At 71.5% G+C, this 17,632-nt stretch carries 14 protein-coding genes and 1 pseudogene; 8 read left to right on the plus strand and 7 right to left on the minus strand.

The genetic code is table 11. The annotated features are described in order from the left end of the window. Nucleotides 1-97 precede the first annotated feature (97 nt). The 4 genes and pseudogenes from ACWDR4_RS03095 to ACWDR4_RS03110 form a co-directional block, all read left to right on the plus strand. A pseudogene (locus ACWDR4_RS03095) lies at nucleotides 98-564 on the plus strand (ECF transporter S component); the annotation flags it as partial. Nucleotides 565-796: 232 nt separating this feature from the next. Next, nucleotides 797-1,216, plus strand: a complete 420-nt coding sequence (locus ACWDR4_RS03100) for an aggregation-promoting factor C-terminal-like domain-containing protein (RefSeq protein WP_450403358.1) — start codon at nucleotides 797-799, stop codon at nucleotides 1,214-1,216. A gap of 171 nt (nucleotides 1,217-1,387) precedes the next feature. After that, nucleotides 1,388-2,059 carry a YoaK family protein gene (locus tag ACWDR4_RS03105; protein ID WP_450403127.1) on the plus strand — a complete coding sequence of 224 codons (672 nt, stop codon included), beginning with the start codon at nucleotides 1,388-1,390 and terminating at the stop codon, nucleotides 2,057-2,059. Nucleotides 2,060-2,620: 561 nt separating this feature from the next. Then, on the plus strand, nucleotides 2,621-2,842 hold the full coding sequence (locus tag ACWDR4_RS03110; protein ID WP_235479498.1) for a hypothetical protein: 222 nt from the start codon (nucleotides 2,621-2,623) through the stop codon (nucleotides 2,840-2,842). A gap of 408 nt (nucleotides 2,843-3,250) precedes the next feature. Here ACWDR4_RS03110 and ACWDR4_RS03115 read toward each other — a convergent pair whose 3' ends face one another. The 6 genes from ACWDR4_RS03115 to ACWDR4_RS03140 form a co-directional block, all read right to left on the minus strand. Continuing rightward, nucleotides 3,251-5,599, minus strand: coding sequence for a protein kinase domain-containing protein (locus ACWDR4_RS03115; RefSeq protein WP_450403130.1), 2,349 nt, complete (start codon nucleotides 5,597-5,599; stop codon nucleotides 3,251-3,253). Nucleotides 5,600-5,863: 264 nt separating this feature from the next. After that, nucleotides 5,864-6,463: a class F sortase gene (locus ACWDR4_RS03120; RefSeq protein ID WP_450403133.1), complete on the minus strand. Its 600-nt coding sequence runs from the start codon at nucleotides 6,461-6,463 to the stop codon at nucleotides 5,864-5,866. 202 nt (nucleotides 6,464-6,665) lie between these two features. Further along, on the minus strand, nucleotides 6,666-7,055 hold the full coding sequence (locus tag ACWDR4_RS03125) for a sortase-dependent protein (RefSeq protein ID WP_450403136.1): 390 nt from the start codon (nucleotides 7,053-7,055) through the stop codon (nucleotides 6,666-6,668). A 102-nt stretch (nucleotides 7,056-7,157) separates the two neighbouring features. Then, nucleotides 7,158-9,314 (minus strand): sensor histidine kinase, encoded by a 2,157-nt coding sequence (locus ACWDR4_RS03130; protein WP_450403139.1) that lies wholly within the window; start codon nucleotides 9,312-9,314, stop codon nucleotides 7,158-7,160. Further along, nucleotides 9,301-10,059, minus strand: a complete 759-nt coding sequence (locus ACWDR4_RS03135) for a response regulator transcription factor (protein WP_450403142.1) — start codon at nucleotides 10,057-10,059, stop codon at nucleotides 9,301-9,303. The genes ACWDR4_RS03130 and ACWDR4_RS03135 overlap by 14 nt, the downstream gene beginning before the upstream one ends. 47 nt (nucleotides 10,060-10,106) lie before the next feature. Next, the gene (locus tag ACWDR4_RS03140; protein ID WP_450403144.1) at nucleotides 10,107-11,453 is read right to left on the minus strand and encodes a glycoside hydrolase family 125 protein; all 1,347 of its coding nucleotides are present in this window, start codon (nucleotides 11,451-11,453) and stop codon (nucleotides 10,107-10,109) included. A gap of 214 nt (nucleotides 11,454-11,667) precedes the next feature. On the opposite strand from ACWDR4_RS03140, the gene ACWDR4_RS03145 reads away from it, so the two are divergent. From ACWDR4_RS03145 to ACWDR4_RS03160, 4 genes are all read left to right on the plus strand, one after another. Beyond that, nucleotides 11,668-12,669 carry a LacI family DNA-binding transcriptional regulator gene (locus ACWDR4_RS03145; RefSeq protein WP_450403146.1) on the plus strand — a complete coding sequence of 334 codons (1,002 nt, stop codon included), beginning with the start codon at nucleotides 11,668-11,670 and terminating at the stop codon, nucleotides 12,667-12,669. After that, nucleotides 12,666-13,532 (plus strand): ATP-binding cassette domain-containing protein, encoded by an 867-nt coding sequence (locus tag ACWDR4_RS03150; protein WP_450403149.1) that lies wholly within the window; start codon nucleotides 12,666-12,668, stop codon nucleotides 13,530-13,532. Before ACWDR4_RS03145 ends, ACWDR4_RS03150 begins: the two co-directional genes overlap by 4 nt. Then, nucleotides 13,529-14,581, plus strand: a complete 1,053-nt coding sequence (locus ACWDR4_RS03155; RefSeq protein WP_450403151.1) for an ABC transporter permease — start codon at nucleotides 13,529-13,531, stop codon at nucleotides 14,579-14,581. Before ACWDR4_RS03150 ends, ACWDR4_RS03155 begins: the two co-directional genes overlap by 4 nt. A gap of 65 nt (nucleotides 14,582-14,646) precedes the next feature. Then, nucleotides 14,647-15,627 carry an ABC transporter substrate-binding protein gene (locus ACWDR4_RS03160; RefSeq protein ID WP_450403154.1) on the plus strand — a complete coding sequence of 327 codons (981 nt, stop codon included), beginning with the start codon at nucleotides 14,647-14,649 and terminating at the stop codon, nucleotides 15,625-15,627. A 62-nt stretch (nucleotides 15,628-15,689) separates the two neighbouring features. On the opposite strand, the gene ACWDR4_RS03165 is transcribed toward ACWDR4_RS03160, so the two are convergent. Next, a complete protein-coding gene (locus ACWDR4_RS03165; protein WP_450403156.1) occupies nucleotides 15,690-17,570 on the minus strand; it encodes a protein kinase domain-containing protein in 1,881 nt (626 codons plus the stop codon). Nucleotides 17,571-17,632 lie beyond the last annotated feature (62 nt).

Consider the following 17,632-nt stretch of genomic DNA (forward strand, 5'->3'; position numbering starts at 1 on the left):
TCTTCCCCAGCCGGCGCATCGTGGCATGACGAGGCGGGAGGCGCCGTGCGGCTGCAGAGCGCGTACCAGCAGCTCGATGAGGCGAGGCCCTTCGGGCCTCCCGGCGGGCTGGTTCACGATGGGCGCGGGCCTGCTGCCGGGCGCGGAGCGGCTGCGAGGCCGCGCGGAACTGGTCATGATCTCCGCCTACGGCTTCCTCGCCGCCTTCGCCTACGGCACGGTCATGAACCTGGCGGGCTGGCCCTTCATGGGCTAGCCGGCCTCGAACATCGCCTTCGCGCCGGACGCGCCGGTGCCGACGAACCTGGCCCGCTTCGTCACGTACTGCCTGGCGACCTCGCTCGGCTGGGACCTGGGGCGTGCGGTGCTGACCGTCGTACTGACGATCACCCTCGGCACGACCGTCCTCAAGGCGCTGCGGAGGGCCACACGGCGGGCCGCCTTCGAGAGCCAGGTCACTTTCGACGCGCCCGGCGCGTGAAGCGGCCCACAGGACGTAGGTCACTTACGAAGCGGAGTAGTAGACCGATGCATGTGTCATGCCCACACAGAAACCGCCTCTGACCTGGCCATTGAGAGCCAGGTCACAAATGCCGCCCACAACCCACATACGACCACAACTAGCAAAAGGGGTGATTGCGGACGGCCGTCGAGCCTGTTTCTCTGGAGCAGTCGCACGGCGCCGACGAACCCCCACGGGTCGCGGCGCCGCCGCATGTCACCGCCACACAGGCAGTACGCACCACCCGGCACCGACTTGCCCGCGACGGCCCTGACCCCGAAGAAAAGGTTCTCCGTGTTCGTCTCCCGCATCGCCCGCACCATCGCCTCCCCGAAGAAGGCCCTCACCACCGCCGCCGTGGCCGCCGCCACCGCCGGTATGGTCCTGACCGCGGCCCCCGCCGAGGCGGCGACCACCGCTTCCGCCTCCGATGCCAAGGCGATCGCGCAGAAGCTGATCCCGAACGACGCCCAGTACAACGCGTTCAGCAAGATCGTCGAGCACGAGAGCGGCTGGGACGTCGACGCGACCAACTCCTCCTCCGGCGCGTACGGCCTGGTCCAGGCCCTTCCCGCCTCGAAGATGGCCTCGGCCGGGTCCGACTGGAAGACCAACGCCGCGACCCAGATCAAGTGGGGCCTGAACTACATGAACGACCGCTACGGCAGCCCGGTCGGGGCCTGGAACTTCTGGCAGGCCAACGGCTGGTACTGAGCCGGCCCGGCCTGACCTGCCTGGGGCGACGGCCCCCGACTCTCCTGAGTCGGGGGCCGTCGCCCTGTCGTCGTATCCGGGCATCTGTTGCCTGCGGGTACGTCGTGGCTGGTCGCGCAGTTCCCCGCGCCCCTAAAGACCCACCTGAGCCCTCCGTGGTGAACTGGCCCGATGAGTGCGGAGGCAACCGAATCGCGCGGGCTGCGGCTCGTGGTCGTGCTGCTGGTGCTGACGGTGGTCAGCGGGCTGATCGACGCCGTGAGCTATCTCGGGCTCGGTCATGTCTTTACCGCGAACATGACCGGCAACGTCGTCGTGCTGGGCTTCGCCGCCGCCGGGGCGCCCGGCTTCTCCGTACCGCACACGCTGGTGTCGCTGAGTTCGTTCGTGGTGGGCGCGGTGGCCGGCGGGCGGGTCGCGGGGCGTCTGGGCGGCGGCTCGCGCCGGAGGTGGGCGAGGGTCACCCTCGCCGTCGAGGCGGTGTTCCTGGGCGTGTCCTCGGCGGTCGCCTTCGCGGCGCCGGACGCGACCGCCACCGTCTACGCCCTGATCGCGGTCACGGCCTTCGCGATGGGCCTGCGCAACGCGACCGTACGCAGGCTGGGCGTCCCCGACCTGACGACCACCGTCCTGACGATGACCCTCACCGGCCTCGCCGCCGACTCCCGCGCGGCCGGCGGCACGGGCAGACACTCGCCGCGCCGCTCGGCATCGGTGGCGGCGATGGCCCTGGGCGCGCTGCTCGGCGCGTGGCTGGTCATCCATCACGGCCTGGGGATTCCGCTGCTGGTCGGCGCCGTGGTGGTGGGGGTACTGGCGGTGAGCACATCGGGGCGGGAGTGACAGGCCAGACCGCTCGGGCGTCGGCGCCCGAATCTCGCCGCTCAGGGCCCGTCGCGCGGGCTCGCGGCCAAACCCCGTCGCTGAAGCCCCGCTGCGCGGGCCCTGTCGCCAAGCCTCGCCGCTCAGACCCCGTCGCCAAAGCCCCCCGCCACCCGGGCCTCACTACGCGGGCCCCGCCGCCCAGGACCCTGTCGCCAAGGCCTCGCCGCCGGATCTCACCGCCCAGACCTCACCGCCAAAGCCCCGCGCCCGAACCCCGTGCCGCGTAGCGGCACAACAACGGGCGAGAAGGGCACAATCCCCGGGCCTCAACCCGAGGAGCAAGTCAACGAACGATAACTCTTGATGATTGCTCCGCGTGGGGTCGTACCGCCCGACGGGCCTGTACGGAGGCCGGCCCCCGTCCGCCGCACCCTATCTGACCTGCGCAATCCGCCTCGGCGGGCGGGATCGCACACCGTCCGCGGGCTCGTTCGCGGGTCCGGCGGAGGCGCAGACGGCGAGAGCAGGTAGTGCGCGCGCGGCCCACGCCGGTCCGGAGCGGAGCATACTGGCGTCACAATGACTAAAACAGCGGCGACAAAGGCCCATCTGCCCACCAGCCCCTTCAAAGCCCCTGTGGCACCACCTGCCAAGCGGTTCGCGGTAGGAGACCGGGTCACTCACGATGTGTTCGGCCTCGGCCGAGTGACCACCGTCGAGGACGGCATCGCGGTGCTCGTCGACTTCGGCGGAATGCAGCAGCGGATCACCAGCCCCTACGCCAAGCTGACCGTTCTGTGAATTCAGCCGTCGGAACGACCTCACTGTTCTCCGCACCGGAACAGTTGCCGGTCCACGAGAAGACCGATACCCCGACCCCGGTGATCAATCCCTTCCAGGCCCCGGCCTTCGCGGAGGGCACCCCTGAGCCCTCCGCCGCCTGGGCGGAGGACCCGGGCGCCGGGGAATAGGGCCTGTCCGGCGGATCATGTCGCGGACGCGGGGTCTGGCACGCCCATCTGCGGCGCTGTCGTCGCTCTCCCCCACTCTCGGCTTCACTCGAGCGGGGGGACCCCCATCGCTCCGCGTCGACTCCCTCCTCTGCCTTGCAGCTGCACGCACCAGACCCCGCTCACCGGCGATGATGCGGCGCCGGTGCTTTCCCGCGACCTGATCAGCCGGACAGGCCCTAGCCGCTGACGATGCCTTTCAGTTGTGAGGCATCGGCAGCGCGTACACCTTGTCGAAGTGCTGGGCGATCAGCGGGTGGTCACTGCCCGCGCCCGGATCGCAGGAGAGCTGCCAGTCGTTGATGCCGGTGTCCCGGCCGTCGGTGAAGTTCCAGAGCAGCTCGCCCTGTCGGGAGTCGATCGCGTAGAAGCCGTCCTTGTTGGCCGCGGCCGTGACGAAGACCGCGCCGCCGCCGGCGACGAGGGGGTTCTCCAGGTCCAGCCGGGGCGTCGCGCGGAACCAGCGCCGGGCCCCGGTCACGGCGTCGAAGGCCTCGACGCCGTGCGGGTTCCTGGTCGTGCAGTACACCGTGTCGTCCGCGACGGCGACGGAGGCGAAGCCGCCGTTCTCCTCCCGCATCCGCCAGCGCAGCGCACCGGACTCCAGGTCCACGGCGATCAGCTCGTTGTCGGCGGCGAAGACGGTGTTGTCGAGCACCACCGGGACGGACCGGGTCTCCGACTCGGACGCCATCGGCTGGCTCCACAGCACGTTGCCGCGACCGTCGCTGCCCCGGGCCGTGAGACGGTGCAGGCCGTCGATGTAGACGAAGTGGCGGGCGTCGATGACCGGCTTCAGGTCGAGGCCGATGTCCTGTGCGGCGAGCGGGATGACACTGGCGAGGCGCGCTCCCAGATTCGTACCGAGGACGACGTTCGTGGAGGTGGCCGACCCCTGCGCCCCGTCCGGGCTGTCCTCGCGGTCGAAGCGCAGCCCGACGATGGTGACGGTGTCGCCGGTCCCGCCGAGCAGGGTGTCGAACCGGAAGTCCGTCCCGAAGTCCAGCGCGTACCGCTCGACGCCCGTGACCGGGTCGACGCCGATCACGGTCGCGCCGGTGCCGAGGGCGACGACGACGTCCGAGACGAGCAGGGGCGGGGTCGGCGACTGGCTGATGCCCCGGTAGGTCCAGCGGGGACTGGTGCCGTCGGCGAGGCCGAGGCTGAACAACGCACCCGACTGGGTCTTCAGCAGGGCCGTGTCGTTGTAGAAGACCGCCGGTGCCTGGACGAGCGGGTCGCTGCTGTACGTCCACAGGGGTTCCGGCGCCGTACCGGACGGCGCCGCCACACCGCCCCCCGACCGGTCGTTCGAGCCCTGGAGCAGTGCGGCGACGCCGGTGCCCAGGGCGAGCGCGCCGGCCGTGAGGAACCTGCGGCGGGAGGGGCCGGGCCGCAGGGGGCGCCGGGCGCGATGGGTGCCCCGCTCGGGCGACTGGGCGGGCACCGGCGCGGGTGACTGCTCGCGCGTCGGGCCGGACTTCGGCTGTGCCGGGGATTCGGGTTGTCCGCGCTGGTCGGAGTGGTCGGGACCCTCGGAGTGGTCGGGGAAGACCACGTGGTGGGGGCTGCTCGGGCGGCGCTCCGCGATCAGCCGCTGAACGGCCGCCAGGCGCGGGTCGACGCGGACGCCCCCCAGCCCGGATCCGGATCCAGGGCCGGGGCCGGGGGCTGCCGCGGCGCCGACGCGTTCGGCCTCCCGCTCACGGACGCCCGCTCTGCCGTCGCCCCCGAGGTCCAGGTCCATCAGGGCGGCGGCCTGCCGTCCGATCGAGTCGAGAACGGGTTCCGGCAGCCAGTCGTCCCAGTCCAGCGCGTCGGCACCGCCGGGCGCGCACGCCGCCGACACCCGGTCCGGGCTGGGCCGGGCCGCCGGGGACTTCTCCAGGCAGAGCCCGATGATCGTGCCCAGCGGCTCCTGGACCCTCGTCAGGTCGGGCGTGCCGTGCACCACCTGGTAGAGCAGGGTGGCCGCCGACGAGCCGTCGAAGGGCGACTTCCCGGTGGCCGCGTAGGCCAGGACCGAGCCGAGACAGAACACGTCCCCCGCCGGGCCCATCGGGTCGCCCGTGGCGTGCTCGGGGCACATGTAGCGCGGGGAGCCCAACAGCACGCCGGACAGGGTGAGTTCGTAGCCGTCGGTGGCCCGGACGATACCGAAGTCGATCACGCGCGGGCCCTCGGCGGAGAGCAGCACGTTGGACGGCTTGAGGTCGCGGTGCACCAGGCCCGCGGAGTGTACGGCGATCAGCGCCTCGGCGAGCCCGGCCCCGAGGGCCAGGACGGATCTCTGCGGCAGCGGCCCGTACGCCTCGACCGCGTCGGCGAGCGTCGGGCCGAGGATGTGCGTGGTGGCCAGCCAGGGGACGGGCCCGTCCGGGTCGGCGTCCACGACGGACGCCGTGTAGGTACCGCTCACCGCGCGCGCCGCGTCGACCTCACGGCGGAACCGGTTGCGGAAGGCCTTGCCGGAGGCAAGTTCCGGGCGGATGACCTTGACGGCGACGGTCTGTTGCCGGTCGTCCTTGGCGAGGAAGACCTCTCCCATTCCCCCGGCGCCGAGTCGCGCGACAGTACGGTACGGCCCCAACTGCTCCGGATCCGTGGGACGAAGTGGCTCCATTGTCCTCAGCTCGCCTGTTGCCCTGTTACCCGTTCGGATGGACTTGTGGGGAGAGTAGGTGCTGAAGGGGCAGTTGGAGTACACATCGGAACAACTCATGGCCATTACTTGAGAGTTAAGGCAGGGACCGTTTGGACGTTACTCGTGACGGCAGGACGAATCCGGCATGTGATGTTCCGCATACGGCCGTCAGCTCAGCGTCGCGTACACGATGAGGTTGTTCACCGGATGGCCCTGGGCGTCGAAGTCGCCGTCGCACGTGATGAGCCGCAGGGCTCGGTCCTGGGTCGGGCCGTAGACCTTCTCCGTGGGGAAGGCGTTCTTGCCGACGCTCTCCGTGTCCGTGACGGTGAAGTGGGCCGCGTCGCCGCTCGCGTCGGTGACGGTGATGTCCGCGCCCTTGGTGATCTTCTTGAGGTCGTGGAAGACGGCCTTGCCGAAGCGGGTGTCGTTGTGGCCGATGATGACGGCCGAGCCGACCGCACCGGGCACGGCACCGCCCGTGTACCAGCCGGCGGTCATCCCCTTCTCGGCCGGCGGGACCTCGACCGTCCCGTCCGTGTTGAGACCCAGCTCCATCAGCGAACTGGTGATCCCGAGGGAGGGAACGGCGACCTCGGCCGGGGCGGCACGCTCCTCGGGGGCAGCGGAGGTCACGGACTCCTCGGCCTGTTCGGGCGCCGAGGCGGTGGGCGCGACCCGCAGTCCCGGGTCGGGCGCGGACGAACAGCCGGAGAGCAGGGTGACGAGCGCGAACAGGGCGACGGCAAGGCGGCGTGCAGCGGGCAACGCGGGCTCCAGAGCGAGGGTGCTGGGTGCGGTAACACGCGTGGCGCCGCCCGGTGAAGGACGGCGCCACCGTTTCATACGAGAGGAAGTGCTGCCGAATCAGCGTTCGGCAGCGCCCCTAAGGGGCGCGGGGAACTGCGCGACCAGCCACGGCGGCGCCGCAGACGACCGACGACACACAGCGGCACTTCCAGCGGCGCGCCTAGCGGCGCGCACTCGTGCGGCGCCGCACCACATAGGTGCCGGCGCCAGCGAGAAGCAGCGCACCCGTGGCCGACCCGATCAGCGTGCCGGTGTTGTCCCCGGCCGGGGCCTCGCCCGCGGCGACACCGCCCCGCGGGTAGTCCTTGCCGGCCTTCTTGGCCTCCTGGGCCTTCCGGGCCTCGGCCTCCTTGAGCGCCCTCGCGTCCTCGGCCTTCTTCTTCGCCAGGGCCTCCTTGTCGGCCGGGGTCAGGTCGGACGCGCTCGGCGTCGGGGTCGGGTCGGTGGCGAAGGCCGCGGAGGCCGGGACGAGCAGCGCGCCGGCCGCGACGCCGGTCAGCACGGCGATACGAAGCGGGTTCAGCGGACGCAGGGTGAGACGGCGGGACATTGAAGACTCCAGTTCCAGCCCGGCCTTGGTCGTACCTGGGTGCTCGATCCGCACCAGGTTCCGGGCATGGCCCCACCCTGACGGCCAGTTGTGAGGAACCTGTCAGATCGCCGTGGTCATCCCATCAGGGTCGGACGCGGGGCTCGTGGGCAGCCGCAGGGTGAAGGTGGCCCCCTTCCCCTCCTCGCTCACCACGTCCACCGTGCCGCCGTGCGCCTCGGCGAGCTTGAGGACGATCGCCAGGCCGAGACCGCTGCCGCCGGTGCTGCGGTTGCGGGACTTCTCCGCCCGCCAGAACCGGTCGAAGACGTACGGGAGATCCGCCGCCGGGATGCCGCTGCCGGTGTCGGACACCTCCACGGCGACCTCGTCCCCGGAACCGCCGGCACCGGTGACGTACGGGCGCAGGGTCACCGTGCCGCCCGCCGGTGTGTGGCGTACCGCGTTGGAGAGCAGGTTGCTGACGGCCTGGCGCAGCCGTACGGGGTCAGCGTCGAGAAGCGGGAGGCGAGGGGTGCCGGGAGGCGGCGCGGTGGCAGTGAGCGTGACGCCCGCCGTCTCGGCCAACCCCTGGTGTGCGGAGGCGACCTGGCCGAGCAGCTCGTCGACGCGTACCGGCTTGCGGTGCAGCCGCAGGGCGCCCGCGTCGGCCGCGCCCAGGTCCTGGAGGTCGTTGATGAGGTGCTGGAGCTGCACCGCCTCCTCCAGGAGCGAGGAGACGAACGCCGGGTCGGGGTCGGCCAGTCCGTCATGGGCCGCCTCCAGCCAGCCCCGGATGTTGCTCAGCGGCGTACGCAGCTCATGGGCGACATCGCTGACCATCACCTTGCGCTGCTCCTCCAGACGGGCCCGGTGCGCGGCCATGTCGTTGAAGGCCGTCGCCAGCCGTCCGATCTCGTTGTCGGAGCCGACGGGCACGGGCACCGGCGTCGAGTCGAGGCCGTCCCGCATCCGCTGGGCGGCGCCGGTGAGCGCGTGCAACGGGCGTACGAGCCTGCCTCCCGCGAGTACCGAGGCGCCGACGGTGAGGGCGAGGACCAGGGCGGTGACCCCGGCGATCCGGGCGGTGTTGGCCGGGGAGAGGTCGAGGCCGGGCACGCCTGCGGCGCCGGGGCCGTCGATGAACAGCAGCGTGGGCGCGGCGACATAGGCGGTGAGCTGCTCGCGGCGGGCGCTGACGACACAGGCGGCGATGGCCCGGTCGTAGCCGCTTCCCCGGACCTCGGCGGGGAGGTCGTAGATCTCGCCGCCGCCAGTCGCCTTCCGCTTGGCGGCCTCAGCGGCCTCCGCCGCCTCGGCCGCTGCGGAGGCCTTGGCGGCCCTGGCGTCCCCCGCGATCTTGGCCGCCAGCCGCTCGGCCTCCGCCGCCTTCTCCGCCGTCTGCCTGTCGGTGCCGTCCTCGGCGACGCGGCTCACGCCGTCCTGTCCGTACCCCCAGCTCCGGTCCCAGGACAGGTCCAGGTTCAGGGTCACGCCCGTACGACCCTGGCGTTCGAGGCAGGAGTCGGCGAGCTGGTTGAGGGCGCGCAGGGCCTTCCGCTCGGTCGGGGTGGGAGACACCGAGAAGGAGTCCAGACACTTCGCTTCCATGGAGCGGGCGATCTCGTCCTCGGCCGCGTTGTCCGTCTCGTTGCTCACGAACTGGACGCGGGGCCGTCCGCCCGGGCTCTCGACGATGTCCGCGGCGATCCCCAGCTGGCTGAGACACTCCACCCTCCCGGCGGAGGCCTTCCGCAGCGCGGAACGTTCCTTCGCGGGCAGACGGAAGGGCCCCACGGCGCGTGGATCGACACGGTCCGCGCCGGTCTCGGCGGCGTCGGGCACCAGCACGGTGTCGACGGACAGCGGGTCGACGACCGCCGAGGGCTGCGAGGCGAGCGCGGCCGACGACGAACCGCCGTCCCTGGAGCCCGAGTTCGCGGAGTCGGCGAACGGGCGCCGGTCCTCGGTGGTGAGCACGATCCGGCGCCCGGACTGCCGGGCCAGTTCGCGCACGGTCGCGTCGACGCCCTCCCAGCCGGGGTGGGTGGCCGCGTAGCCGAGGAGGGTGTCGTAGATCTTCGCGTCGGACTTGAGGTTCTGCCCCTGCTCCTGGCGGATCGCGACGGAGGTCGTCTGCACGGCGAGCCAGGCGGTGGCGGCGACCGAGCACGAGGCGACCAGCGCCGTCACGGTCAACAGCCGCCCGGCCAGGCTCTTCCGGAGCGGCAGCCGGCCCTTCGTACCCGCCGCGTCCCGCTCTTCCTCAGGACGACGCATGGCGCACGCTCTTCGCGGGGTCCGTCAGCTTGTAGCCGACGCCGAAGACCGTGATGATGCGGGACGGTCGGCGCGGGGCGAGCTCGATCTTCTTGCGCAGGTTCATGATGTGCACGTCGACGGTCCGGCCGCTGATGTACTTGTCGAAGCCGTGCAGTTCGTCCAGGAGCCGCGCCCTGGTGAAGACCCGGCCGGGCTCGGCCGCCATCGCCGCGAGGATACGGAACTCACCCGGCGTGCACTCGACCGCCGTACCGCCGACCGACACCTCGTGCCGCGCCGGATCGACCCTGAGCACGCCGACCGCCAACACCTTCTCGTCCGGGGCCACTTCGGGCTCGGGGGCGGGGGCGGGTTCGGGGGCCTGATCGGTGCCGCGCCGGTTGCGGCGCAGCAACGTCCGTACGCGGGCCGTCAGTTCACGTGGGCTGAACGGCTTGGTCATGTAGTCGTCGGCGCCGAGGTCGAGGCCGAGCAGCAGATCGTCCTCGGTGCTGCGGGCCGTCAGCATCAGCACCGGCACCTCGCGGCGTTCGGCGCGCAGGATGCGTACGACGTCGAGGCCGTCGGCTCTGGGCATCATCACGTCGAGGACGACCAGGTCGGGTTCCTGGTGCCGGACCGTGTCGAGAGCGGTCCGGCCGTCCTCGACGACCGTGACGGTGTGACCCTCGTGCTCCAGATAGCGGCGCACCAGTTCGGCCTGCTTCGCGTCGTCTTCGGCGACCACAATGTTTGCGCACACGCCCGCGATCGTAGCGAGCGTGTGCGCGGGCAGGGCGGTAAGTGGCCTTACCGTGAGGGCCGTTCGGTCGCGGTAAGCCGGGGGTGCAGGCGCGCGGTCGACCGTCCGGTGAGGTCGAGGAGCAGCTCGGCGAAGAGGGCGTCGCCCCAGCCGAACCAGGGGCGGGTGAAGGTCGCGGGGTCGTCGACGTGGAAGCTCTCGTGCATGGAGCCGGTGCCCGCGTCGGTGCGCAGCAGCAGCTCGGCGAGGCGGACCCGTTCGGCCTCGTCGTCGCTGGTCAGCGCCTGCATGGTGAGGGAGAGCGGCCAGACGTGGCCGGGCGGGGTGTGCGGGCTGCCGATCCCTGAAGCCGAACCGCCCGCGTAATAGAAGGGGTTGGCGTCGCTGAGGACGAACTCGCGGGTGCGCAGGTAGAGCTGGTCGCCCGGGTCGCACCAGCCGAGGTAGGGCAGCGAGAGCAGGCTCGGGATGTTGGCGTCGTCCATCAGCAACTGCCCGCCGAGACCGTCGACTTCGTACGCGTACACCGCCAGGTCTGCCCCTGAGGTCACCCCGTGCGTACGTACGCCGGTGGCGATCTCGCCGGAGAGGGCCGTGGCGTCGGCGGCGAGGTCGAGGTCGCCGATCGCCGTCGCGAGTTCGGCGAGGCCGCTCAGCGCCACGGCCGCCATGGCGTTGGACGGGACCAGATAGCCGTACTGGCAGCGGTCGTCGCTGGGGCGGAAGCCGGACCAGGTCATCCCGGTGGGCGCGGTCGGTGCACCCCGGCCGTCGCGGGCCAGGGTGTCGTACTCCCAGTCGCCCTCGCGCCGGAACTCGTACGGCGAGCTGTTCTCGTGGTCCTGCTCGACCCGCCACAGGGCGATGAGCCGGCGGGCGGCGCGGACGAAGCGGTCGTCGGCGGTGAGGTGGCCGAGGCTGCCGGTGGCCCGCCAGATGCCGTACGCCAGTTGGAGCGGGGCGCACAGCGAGTCGATCTCGTACTTCTGCTCCCAGACCAGCGGGTCGGGGACCGGGTCGTCGACGTACCCGGCGCCGGAGCCGTCGGGTTCGGCGTTGAAGGCGTTGGCGTACGGGTCGGCGAGGACGTACCGCAGCTGGCGGCGCAGCACGCCGGTGAGCGCGGCGGCGACGGACGGATCGTCGGCGGCGAGGAGGTAGGGGCGGACCTGGGCGGTGCTGTCGCGCAGCCACATCGCGGGGATGTCGCCGGTGAGGACGAAGACCTCGCCGTCGGGGAGCGGGCGCATGGCCCGGCCCCAGGTGCCGGCGAGCAGGGCCGTGAAGCGGTCGGCGGCGCTCGGGTCGAGGGTGCGCAGCTCGCGGTGGACGTCGGCGCTCAGGGCGCGGAGGCCTTCCGGCAGCCCGTCCTCCGGGTCGTTCGCATGCCCCATGGTCACCCTCCACGTACTCCGTCACGCACTGAGACAACGTTGTTTCGGAACAACGTTGTCGGAGCGTACGTACCGACCCCCGCACCGCGCAAGGCGTGCAAAATCCCTGTTCCGATCCATTGACAACGTTGTTTCACGGGAGTTTGCTGTGCGGCACGCAACGACGCGTAGCGACCTTTGTCGCATAGCGAGCCTTTTCGGAGTGATGCCGGACATGCGAACGCCCACCATGCGGGAGGTCGCCGCCCTCGCCGGGGTGTCGATCAAGACCGTCTCCCGGTTCGTCAACGGTGACGAGACGGTCTCCCCCGCGATCGCGGAGCGGGTGCGCGCTGCCATAGACGAGACCGGTTACCGGCGCAACGACCTCGCCCGGAGTCTGCGTCCCGGCCAGCGCAGCACCACGCTCGCGCTGCTGGTCGGCGATCTGACCAACCCGTTCTACGGCTCGATCGCGAACGGCGTCATGGGCGTGGCCCGTGCCCACGGCCACAACGTCGTGCTGGCCAGCTCCGACGAGGATCCCGAGGCCGAGCGCCGGGGCATCGACGACCTGCTCGGACAGCGCGTCGCCGGGCTGCTGATCGTGCCCGGCGCCATGGACTACGGCTATCTCGGCCGCGAGGTCGCCCAGGGCACCCCGGTCGTCTTCGTGGACCGGCCCGCGCTGGGCCTCGACGCGGACACCGTGCTGCTGGACAACCACGGGGGCGCCCGTAAGGCCACCGAGCATCTGATCGCCGCCGGTCACCGGCGGATCGGTGTCGTCGTGGCCGCCAGCCACTACACCACCGGGCGCCGGTTCGACGGCTATCTGGACGCGATGCGCGCCGCCTTCGGCGAGGTCGACGAGGCCCTGGTCGCGCGCCTGGAGCACGGCACCCGGGAGGAGGCCGAGCAGGCCGCCGCCGAACTCCTTGCACTACCCCCGGACCGGCGCCCCACCGCCCTGTTCACCACCACCAACTTCCTGACCCACGGCGCCCTGCGCGCCATGGGCCCGGGGCAGGACACGGCGCTGGTCGGCTTCGACGACTTCCCGTTCGCCGATCTGCTGCCCACCCCGGTGACGGTCGTGTCCGGGGACGCCGACGAGATGGGCCGCGAGGCCACCCGACTGCTGCTGGCCCGGATCGCGGGCCAGAGCGGACCACCCCGCCGGGTCCAGCTCGGCACCGTACTGATCCCCCGTGGAAGCGGAGAGCAGAAGCCATGAGCACGCCCACTCCCGCCGGTCCCGCTCCGGTCGGCCCGGCCCCGCACGGGGCCACCGCCCTCGCCACCCCGGTCCTCGAACTGTCCGGCATCGTCAAGAGCTACGGCCAGGTCCAGGCGCTGCGCGGGGCCGCGCTCACCGTCTACCCGGGCGAGGTGGTCGCGCTGGTCGGCGACAACGGCGCCGGCAAGAGCACCACCGTCAAGGTCATCTCCGGGGTGATCCAGCCCGACGCGGGCGAGATACGGGTCGACGGCAGGCCCGTCACCATCCCGGACCCGATCGCCGCCCGCCGCCTGGGCATCGAGACCGTCTACCAGGACCTTGCCCTCGCCCCCGACCTGGACCCCGCCGAGAACCTCTTCCTCGGCCGCGAGATCATGCGCCCCGGGCTGCTCGGGAAGCTCGGCTTCCTGGACCGGAAGGCCATGCGGGCCAAGGCCGACGAGGCGTTCGGCTCGCTCGGCGTCGGCATCCAGGACACCGCCGCGCAGGTCGTCACGATGTCCGGCGGCCAGCGCCAGGGCATCGCGGTCGGCCGGGCGGTCAACTGGGCGGACCGGGTGCTGCTGATGGACGAGCCGACGGCCGCACTGGGCGTCGTACAGACGGAACGGGTCGGACAGCTGATCCAGCGGGTCCGGGCCTCGGGCGTCGCGGTGGTCCTGATCAGCCACAACCTGCCGTTCGTCTTCGAGTACGCGGACCGTATCGAGGTGCTGCGGCTCGGGCAGCGGGTGGCCCGGCTGTCCGGTGCGACGGCGACCAGCGAGAACGTGCTCGGCGCCATGACGGGCGCGCTGACCTTCGAAGACGCGTCCGATCCCGCCCTCGATCCGGCAGACAGCGAGGACCAGTCATGACGACCCCCACCACGAAGGCGAAGTCCCCCGCCGCCGGACCGGACGAGGACACCTCCCCTCCCCTGCGTTCGGTGGCCCTCGCCGCCGCCTGGCGCAACATGAAGGGCACCCGGAGCCTGGCCCTGGTCGTCCTGCTGATCCTGCTGGCGGTGTTCGGCGCGGCCTACCCCGACAACTTCCTCACCGCGTACAACCTGCGCAGCGTCGCCATCGAGGCCGCCTCGTACTGCGTCCTGGCCATCGGGATGACGTTCGTGATGACCACCGGGGGCATCGATCTGTCGGTCGGCTCGGTGCTGATCTTCTCCGGGGTCGTGGGCGTCAAGGTGATGTCGGCACTGGGCGGCGAGGGCCCGCTGACCCTGCTCGCGGGCCTGGTGACAACGATGGCAACGGGCCTGGCCTGGGGAGTTCTCAACGGCCTCCTGGTCACGAAGGCCAAACTCCCGCCGCTGATCGCCACGTTGGCGACCCTCTCGGCGGCGGGCGGCGGCGCCCTGGTACTGACCAACGGCCTGGATCTGCGCGGAGTCCCCGACTCCCTGGTCAACGGCCTCGGCTTCGGCCGCTTCCTGGGCATCCCGTACACGGTCTGGCTGGCCATCGGTCTCACCGTCGCCGGCGCGATCGTCCTCGGCCTGACCCGCTTCGGCACCTACACCCGCACGATCGGCTCCAACGTCGAGGCCGCCCGTCGCGCCGGAGTGGCCGTCGACCGCCACCTCATCAAGGTGTACGCGCTCTGCGGACTCCTCGCCGGAATCGCCGCGTACGTCAACCTGGCCCGCTTCTCCACCACCACCGTCGGCGGCCACACCGGCGACAACCTCCAGGCGATCGTCGCCACCGTGCTCGGCGGGACCAGCCTCTTCGGCGGGGTGGGCAGCGTCCTGGGCACCGCCTTCGGCTCCCTCATCCCGGCCGTGCTGAGCAACGGCCTGGTCATCATCGGCCTCCAGCCGTTCTGGCAGCAGGTGGCGGTCGGCGCGGTCCTGGCGGGGGTCGTGTACGTCGACCACGTCAACCGGCGCCGCCGCACGCTCCGTTAGCCCCCATTGCTGGTCCCGCCCAATGCCCCGTGCTCAACGCCCCGTCGCACCAATGGAGTTGCACCATGAAGACCGCCCACCTCCCCCTCAGAGGCGCCGCCCTCGCGAGCGTCCTCCTCCTCGGCGTCACCGCCTGCGGGTCCGGCGATTCCTCCTCGACCGCCAACCCCAAGGTGACCGTCATCCTCGGTACCGCGTCCGACTCCTTCTACAACACCCTGGGTTGCGGCGCGAAGGCCGAGGGCAAGAAGCTCGGCGCGACGGTGGACGTCCAGGGCGCGACGACCTTCGACCCAGCGACGCAGACCCCGATCCTCACCAGCACGGTGGCGAAGAAGCCGAACGCCATCGTCATCGCGCCGACCGACTCCAAGGCGCTGGGTACGCCGCTGAAGCAGGCCAACGAGGCCGGCATCAAGATCGTGACGGCGGACACGGGCCTCGACGACACGAGCTTCATCTCCTCCGCCGTCTCCTCCAACAACGAGGAGGGCGGCGCCGAGGCGGCCCGTACCCTGGCCAAGCTCGTCGGTGAGAAGGGCAAGGTCGTCATCATCGGCGGCACCCCGGGGGTCACCACGGCCGACCAGCGGATCAAGGGCTTCGAGACCGAGATCAAGAAGTACCCGGACATCACTTTCGTAGGCGTCCAGCCCTCCACTCCGAGCGGTGGCGTCGTCGAGGCCGCCCGCCTGACGGCCGCGTCCCTCTCCAAGGACTCCGACCTGGCGGGCATCTTCTCCATCAGCACCCCGGCGAGCGACGGCGCCAACAACGCCATCAAGGACGCCGGAAAGGTCGGCAAGGTCAAGGTCGTCGGCTTCGACGCGGGCCCCGCACAGGTCGAGCAGTTGAAGAAGGGCACGGTCCAGGCGCTGATCGCCCAGAAGGCCGAGGAGATCGGCGCCCAGGCCGTACGGGAGGCCGTGAACGCGGTCCAGGGGAAGAAGGTGACGAAGACGATCGGGACGTCGTTCGTGTCGATCACGGCGGACAACCTGGGCGACGCGAACGTGAGCAAGTACGTGTACCGGTCGACCTGCTGACGTCTCGTCACATCGGCCTCGGGACAACTCCCGGGTGACTCCGTCCCGTTACCGGGGCGGAGTCACTTCGTCGCCCGCAGGACGTCCCAGGTCGCCCGCTTGACGATGCCGTTCACGACCAGTCCCTTGTCGATCTGGAAGTTCTTCATCGCGGTCTCCAGCCCCTCCCCGAACACGCCGTCCACGCCGGTGCCGCCGATGTCGTACCCGCGCAGCATGAGGATGCACTGGACCTGTTTGACGCGCTTCCCGGTGTTGCCGATCGCCGTGCGGACCTTGCCCGCGTAGTACGTGCAGTCGGTGACCCAGGGTGCGGTGTTCGCGGGCTCGGTCGTGGAGGCGACCGGGGACGGCGTGGGGGTGGCAGTGGTGCTGGTGCCGCCGTCCGTTCCACCGTCGGTGCCGGTGTCGGTACCGGTGCCCGTGCCCGTGTCCGGGGTGGGGTCCGTGGCGGTGTCGGGGGTCGTGGGGTCGTCCTCGCCGTCGTCACCGCCCCCTCCGGAGCCGGAGACCTGTGACGGTACGGCGGGACCGTCGGCGGTCTCGGTGCCGCTGCCGGACGTGGTCGGGGCCGACTTCCCGTCCGGGCGCTCCCGCGTCGGCGAGGAGGCACCGGCTTCGACCGCCGTACCGGCGGAGGCGGTCACGACGGTCTCCGGGGCCGCGACGGCCGTACGGTCCGACGGACGGGCGAGTACGACGACCAGCGCGGCCACAGCACACAGGGCGAGGGCGGCCACCGCGGCCGGTACGGGTCTTCTGCGGACCCAGGCGACCACTCCCGTCGGCCGCCGCTGCCCCGGGGACGTCTCGGCGGACGACACTCCGACCGGTTCCGCCGGGCTCGCGGGCAGGACGGGCACCGCGCCCCCTGCCGGAACCGGCAGCGCCGGGTTCAGGTTCACGTTCGGGTTAGGACGGTGCCCCGGGGACCGCAGCTCCGCCGCCCGTGCGACGGGAACGCGATACAGCACGTCGTACGCCCGCTGCCGCTCCAGCACCCTGCCGAGCAGCGGCTCGGGCCAGGGGGACACGGCTGCCGCCGAGATACCGGCAGCCACACCCGCAGCCGCGCTTCGGGCAATCGCAGCCGCAGCCGCCGCGATCAGCACCGCAGGCGTCGGTCGTCGTTCGGGGTCCTTGGCGAGGCAGGCTGCCAGCAGGGCGCCGAGGGCCGGGTCGGCTGCCGTGATCTCGGCGATCACCTCGGCGGCGGGCTCCTCGAAGGCGACCCGGTGCATCACGTCGACGCCGGTGCCGTCGCCGAAGGGGGCCCGGCCTGCCGCCGCGTAGATCAGTGTCCCGGCGAGGGAGAACACGTCGGAGGCCGCGTCGCAGTGGCCGGTCCGCAGATACTCCGGGGACATGTAGGCGGGCGTGCCGACCCGGTTGCCGGTACCGGTGATCGAACTCGCGTCGGCGGCCTTGGAGATGCCGAAGTCGATGACATGGGCGCCACTGACGGACAGCAGCACGTTGGACGGCTTCAGGTCCCGGTGGACGATCCCCGTGGCCGAGAGGTCGGCGAGCGCCTGCCCCAGCTCCGCGACCAACCGCCAGACGGCGCCCGGCTCCAGGGCACCGCCCTCCCGTACGGCGTCCGCCAGATCGAGGGCGGCGAGATACTCCGTGGCCATCCACAGCAGCTCGTCCTGGAACCCCGTACCGCACAGCCTCGGCGCACGCGGTGTGCGGACCCGGCCGTGCACCAGGGCCTCGTGTTCGAAGCGGCGCCGGAAGGTGGGGTCCTCGGCGTACTCGGGGCGGATCACCTTGACCGCGAAGAGGCCGGGGCCGTCGTCCGAGGGGCGGGCGAGATAGACCCGTCCCATGCCACCGCTGCCGAGCAGCGCCAACGGGACGTAGGGGCCGACGCGTTCGGGGTCGGCGGGGCGCAGCGGCGCGGCGCCGGTCTGCCGCAGTGCGGCAGCTTCGTCCGTCACGGAACCCCCGAAGTAATGTGCTGCGTAAGCCAGTTCGCGCTGCTGGCAGAACGAGGCTAACC

This window comes from Streptomyces sp. NPDC000878, assembly GCF_053599695.1.

Excerpts from the sequence above, each read along its gene's own strand:
- ACWDR4_RS03105 (WP_450403127.1), top strand. The coding sequence starts at position 1,388 with ATGAGTGCGGAGGCAACCGAATCGCGCGGGCTGCGGCTCGTGGTCGTG.
- ACWDR4_RS03110 (WP_235479498.1), top strand. The coding sequence starts at position 2,621 with ATGACTAAAACAGCGGCGACAAAGGCCCATCTGCCCACCAGCCCCTTC.
- ACWDR4_RS03115 (WP_450403130.1), bottom strand. The coding sequence starts at position 5,599 with ATGGGAGAGGTCTTCCTCGCCAAGGACGACCGGCAACAGACCGTCGCC.
- ACWDR4_RS03125 (WP_450403136.1), bottom strand. The coding sequence starts at position 7,055 with ATGTCCCGCCGTCTCACCCTGCGTCCGCTGAACCCGCTTCGTATCGCC.
- ACWDR4_RS03130 (WP_450403139.1), bottom strand. The coding sequence starts at position 9,314 with ATGCGTCGTCCTGAGGAAGAGCGGGACGCGGCGGGTACGAAGGGCCGG.
- ACWDR4_RS03140 (WP_450403144.1), bottom strand. The coding sequence starts at position 11,453 with ATGGGGCATGCGAACGACCCGGAGGACGGGCTGCCGGAAGGCCTCCGC.
- ACWDR4_RS03145 (WP_450403146.1), top strand. The coding sequence starts at position 11,668 with ATGCGAACGCCCACCATGCGGGAGGTCGCCGCCCTCGCCGGGGTGTCG.
- ACWDR4_RS03150 (WP_450403149.1), top strand. The coding sequence starts at position 12,666 with ATGAGCACGCCCACTCCCGCCGGTCCCGCTCCGGTCGGCCCGGCCCCG.
- ACWDR4_RS03155 (WP_450403151.1), top strand. The coding sequence starts at position 13,529 with ATGACGACCCCCACCACGAAGGCGAAGTCCCCCGCCGCCGGACCGGAC.
- ACWDR4_RS03160 (WP_450403154.1), top strand. The coding sequence starts at position 14,647 with ATGAAGACCGCCCACCTCCCCCTCAGAGGCGCCGCCCTCGCGAGCGTC.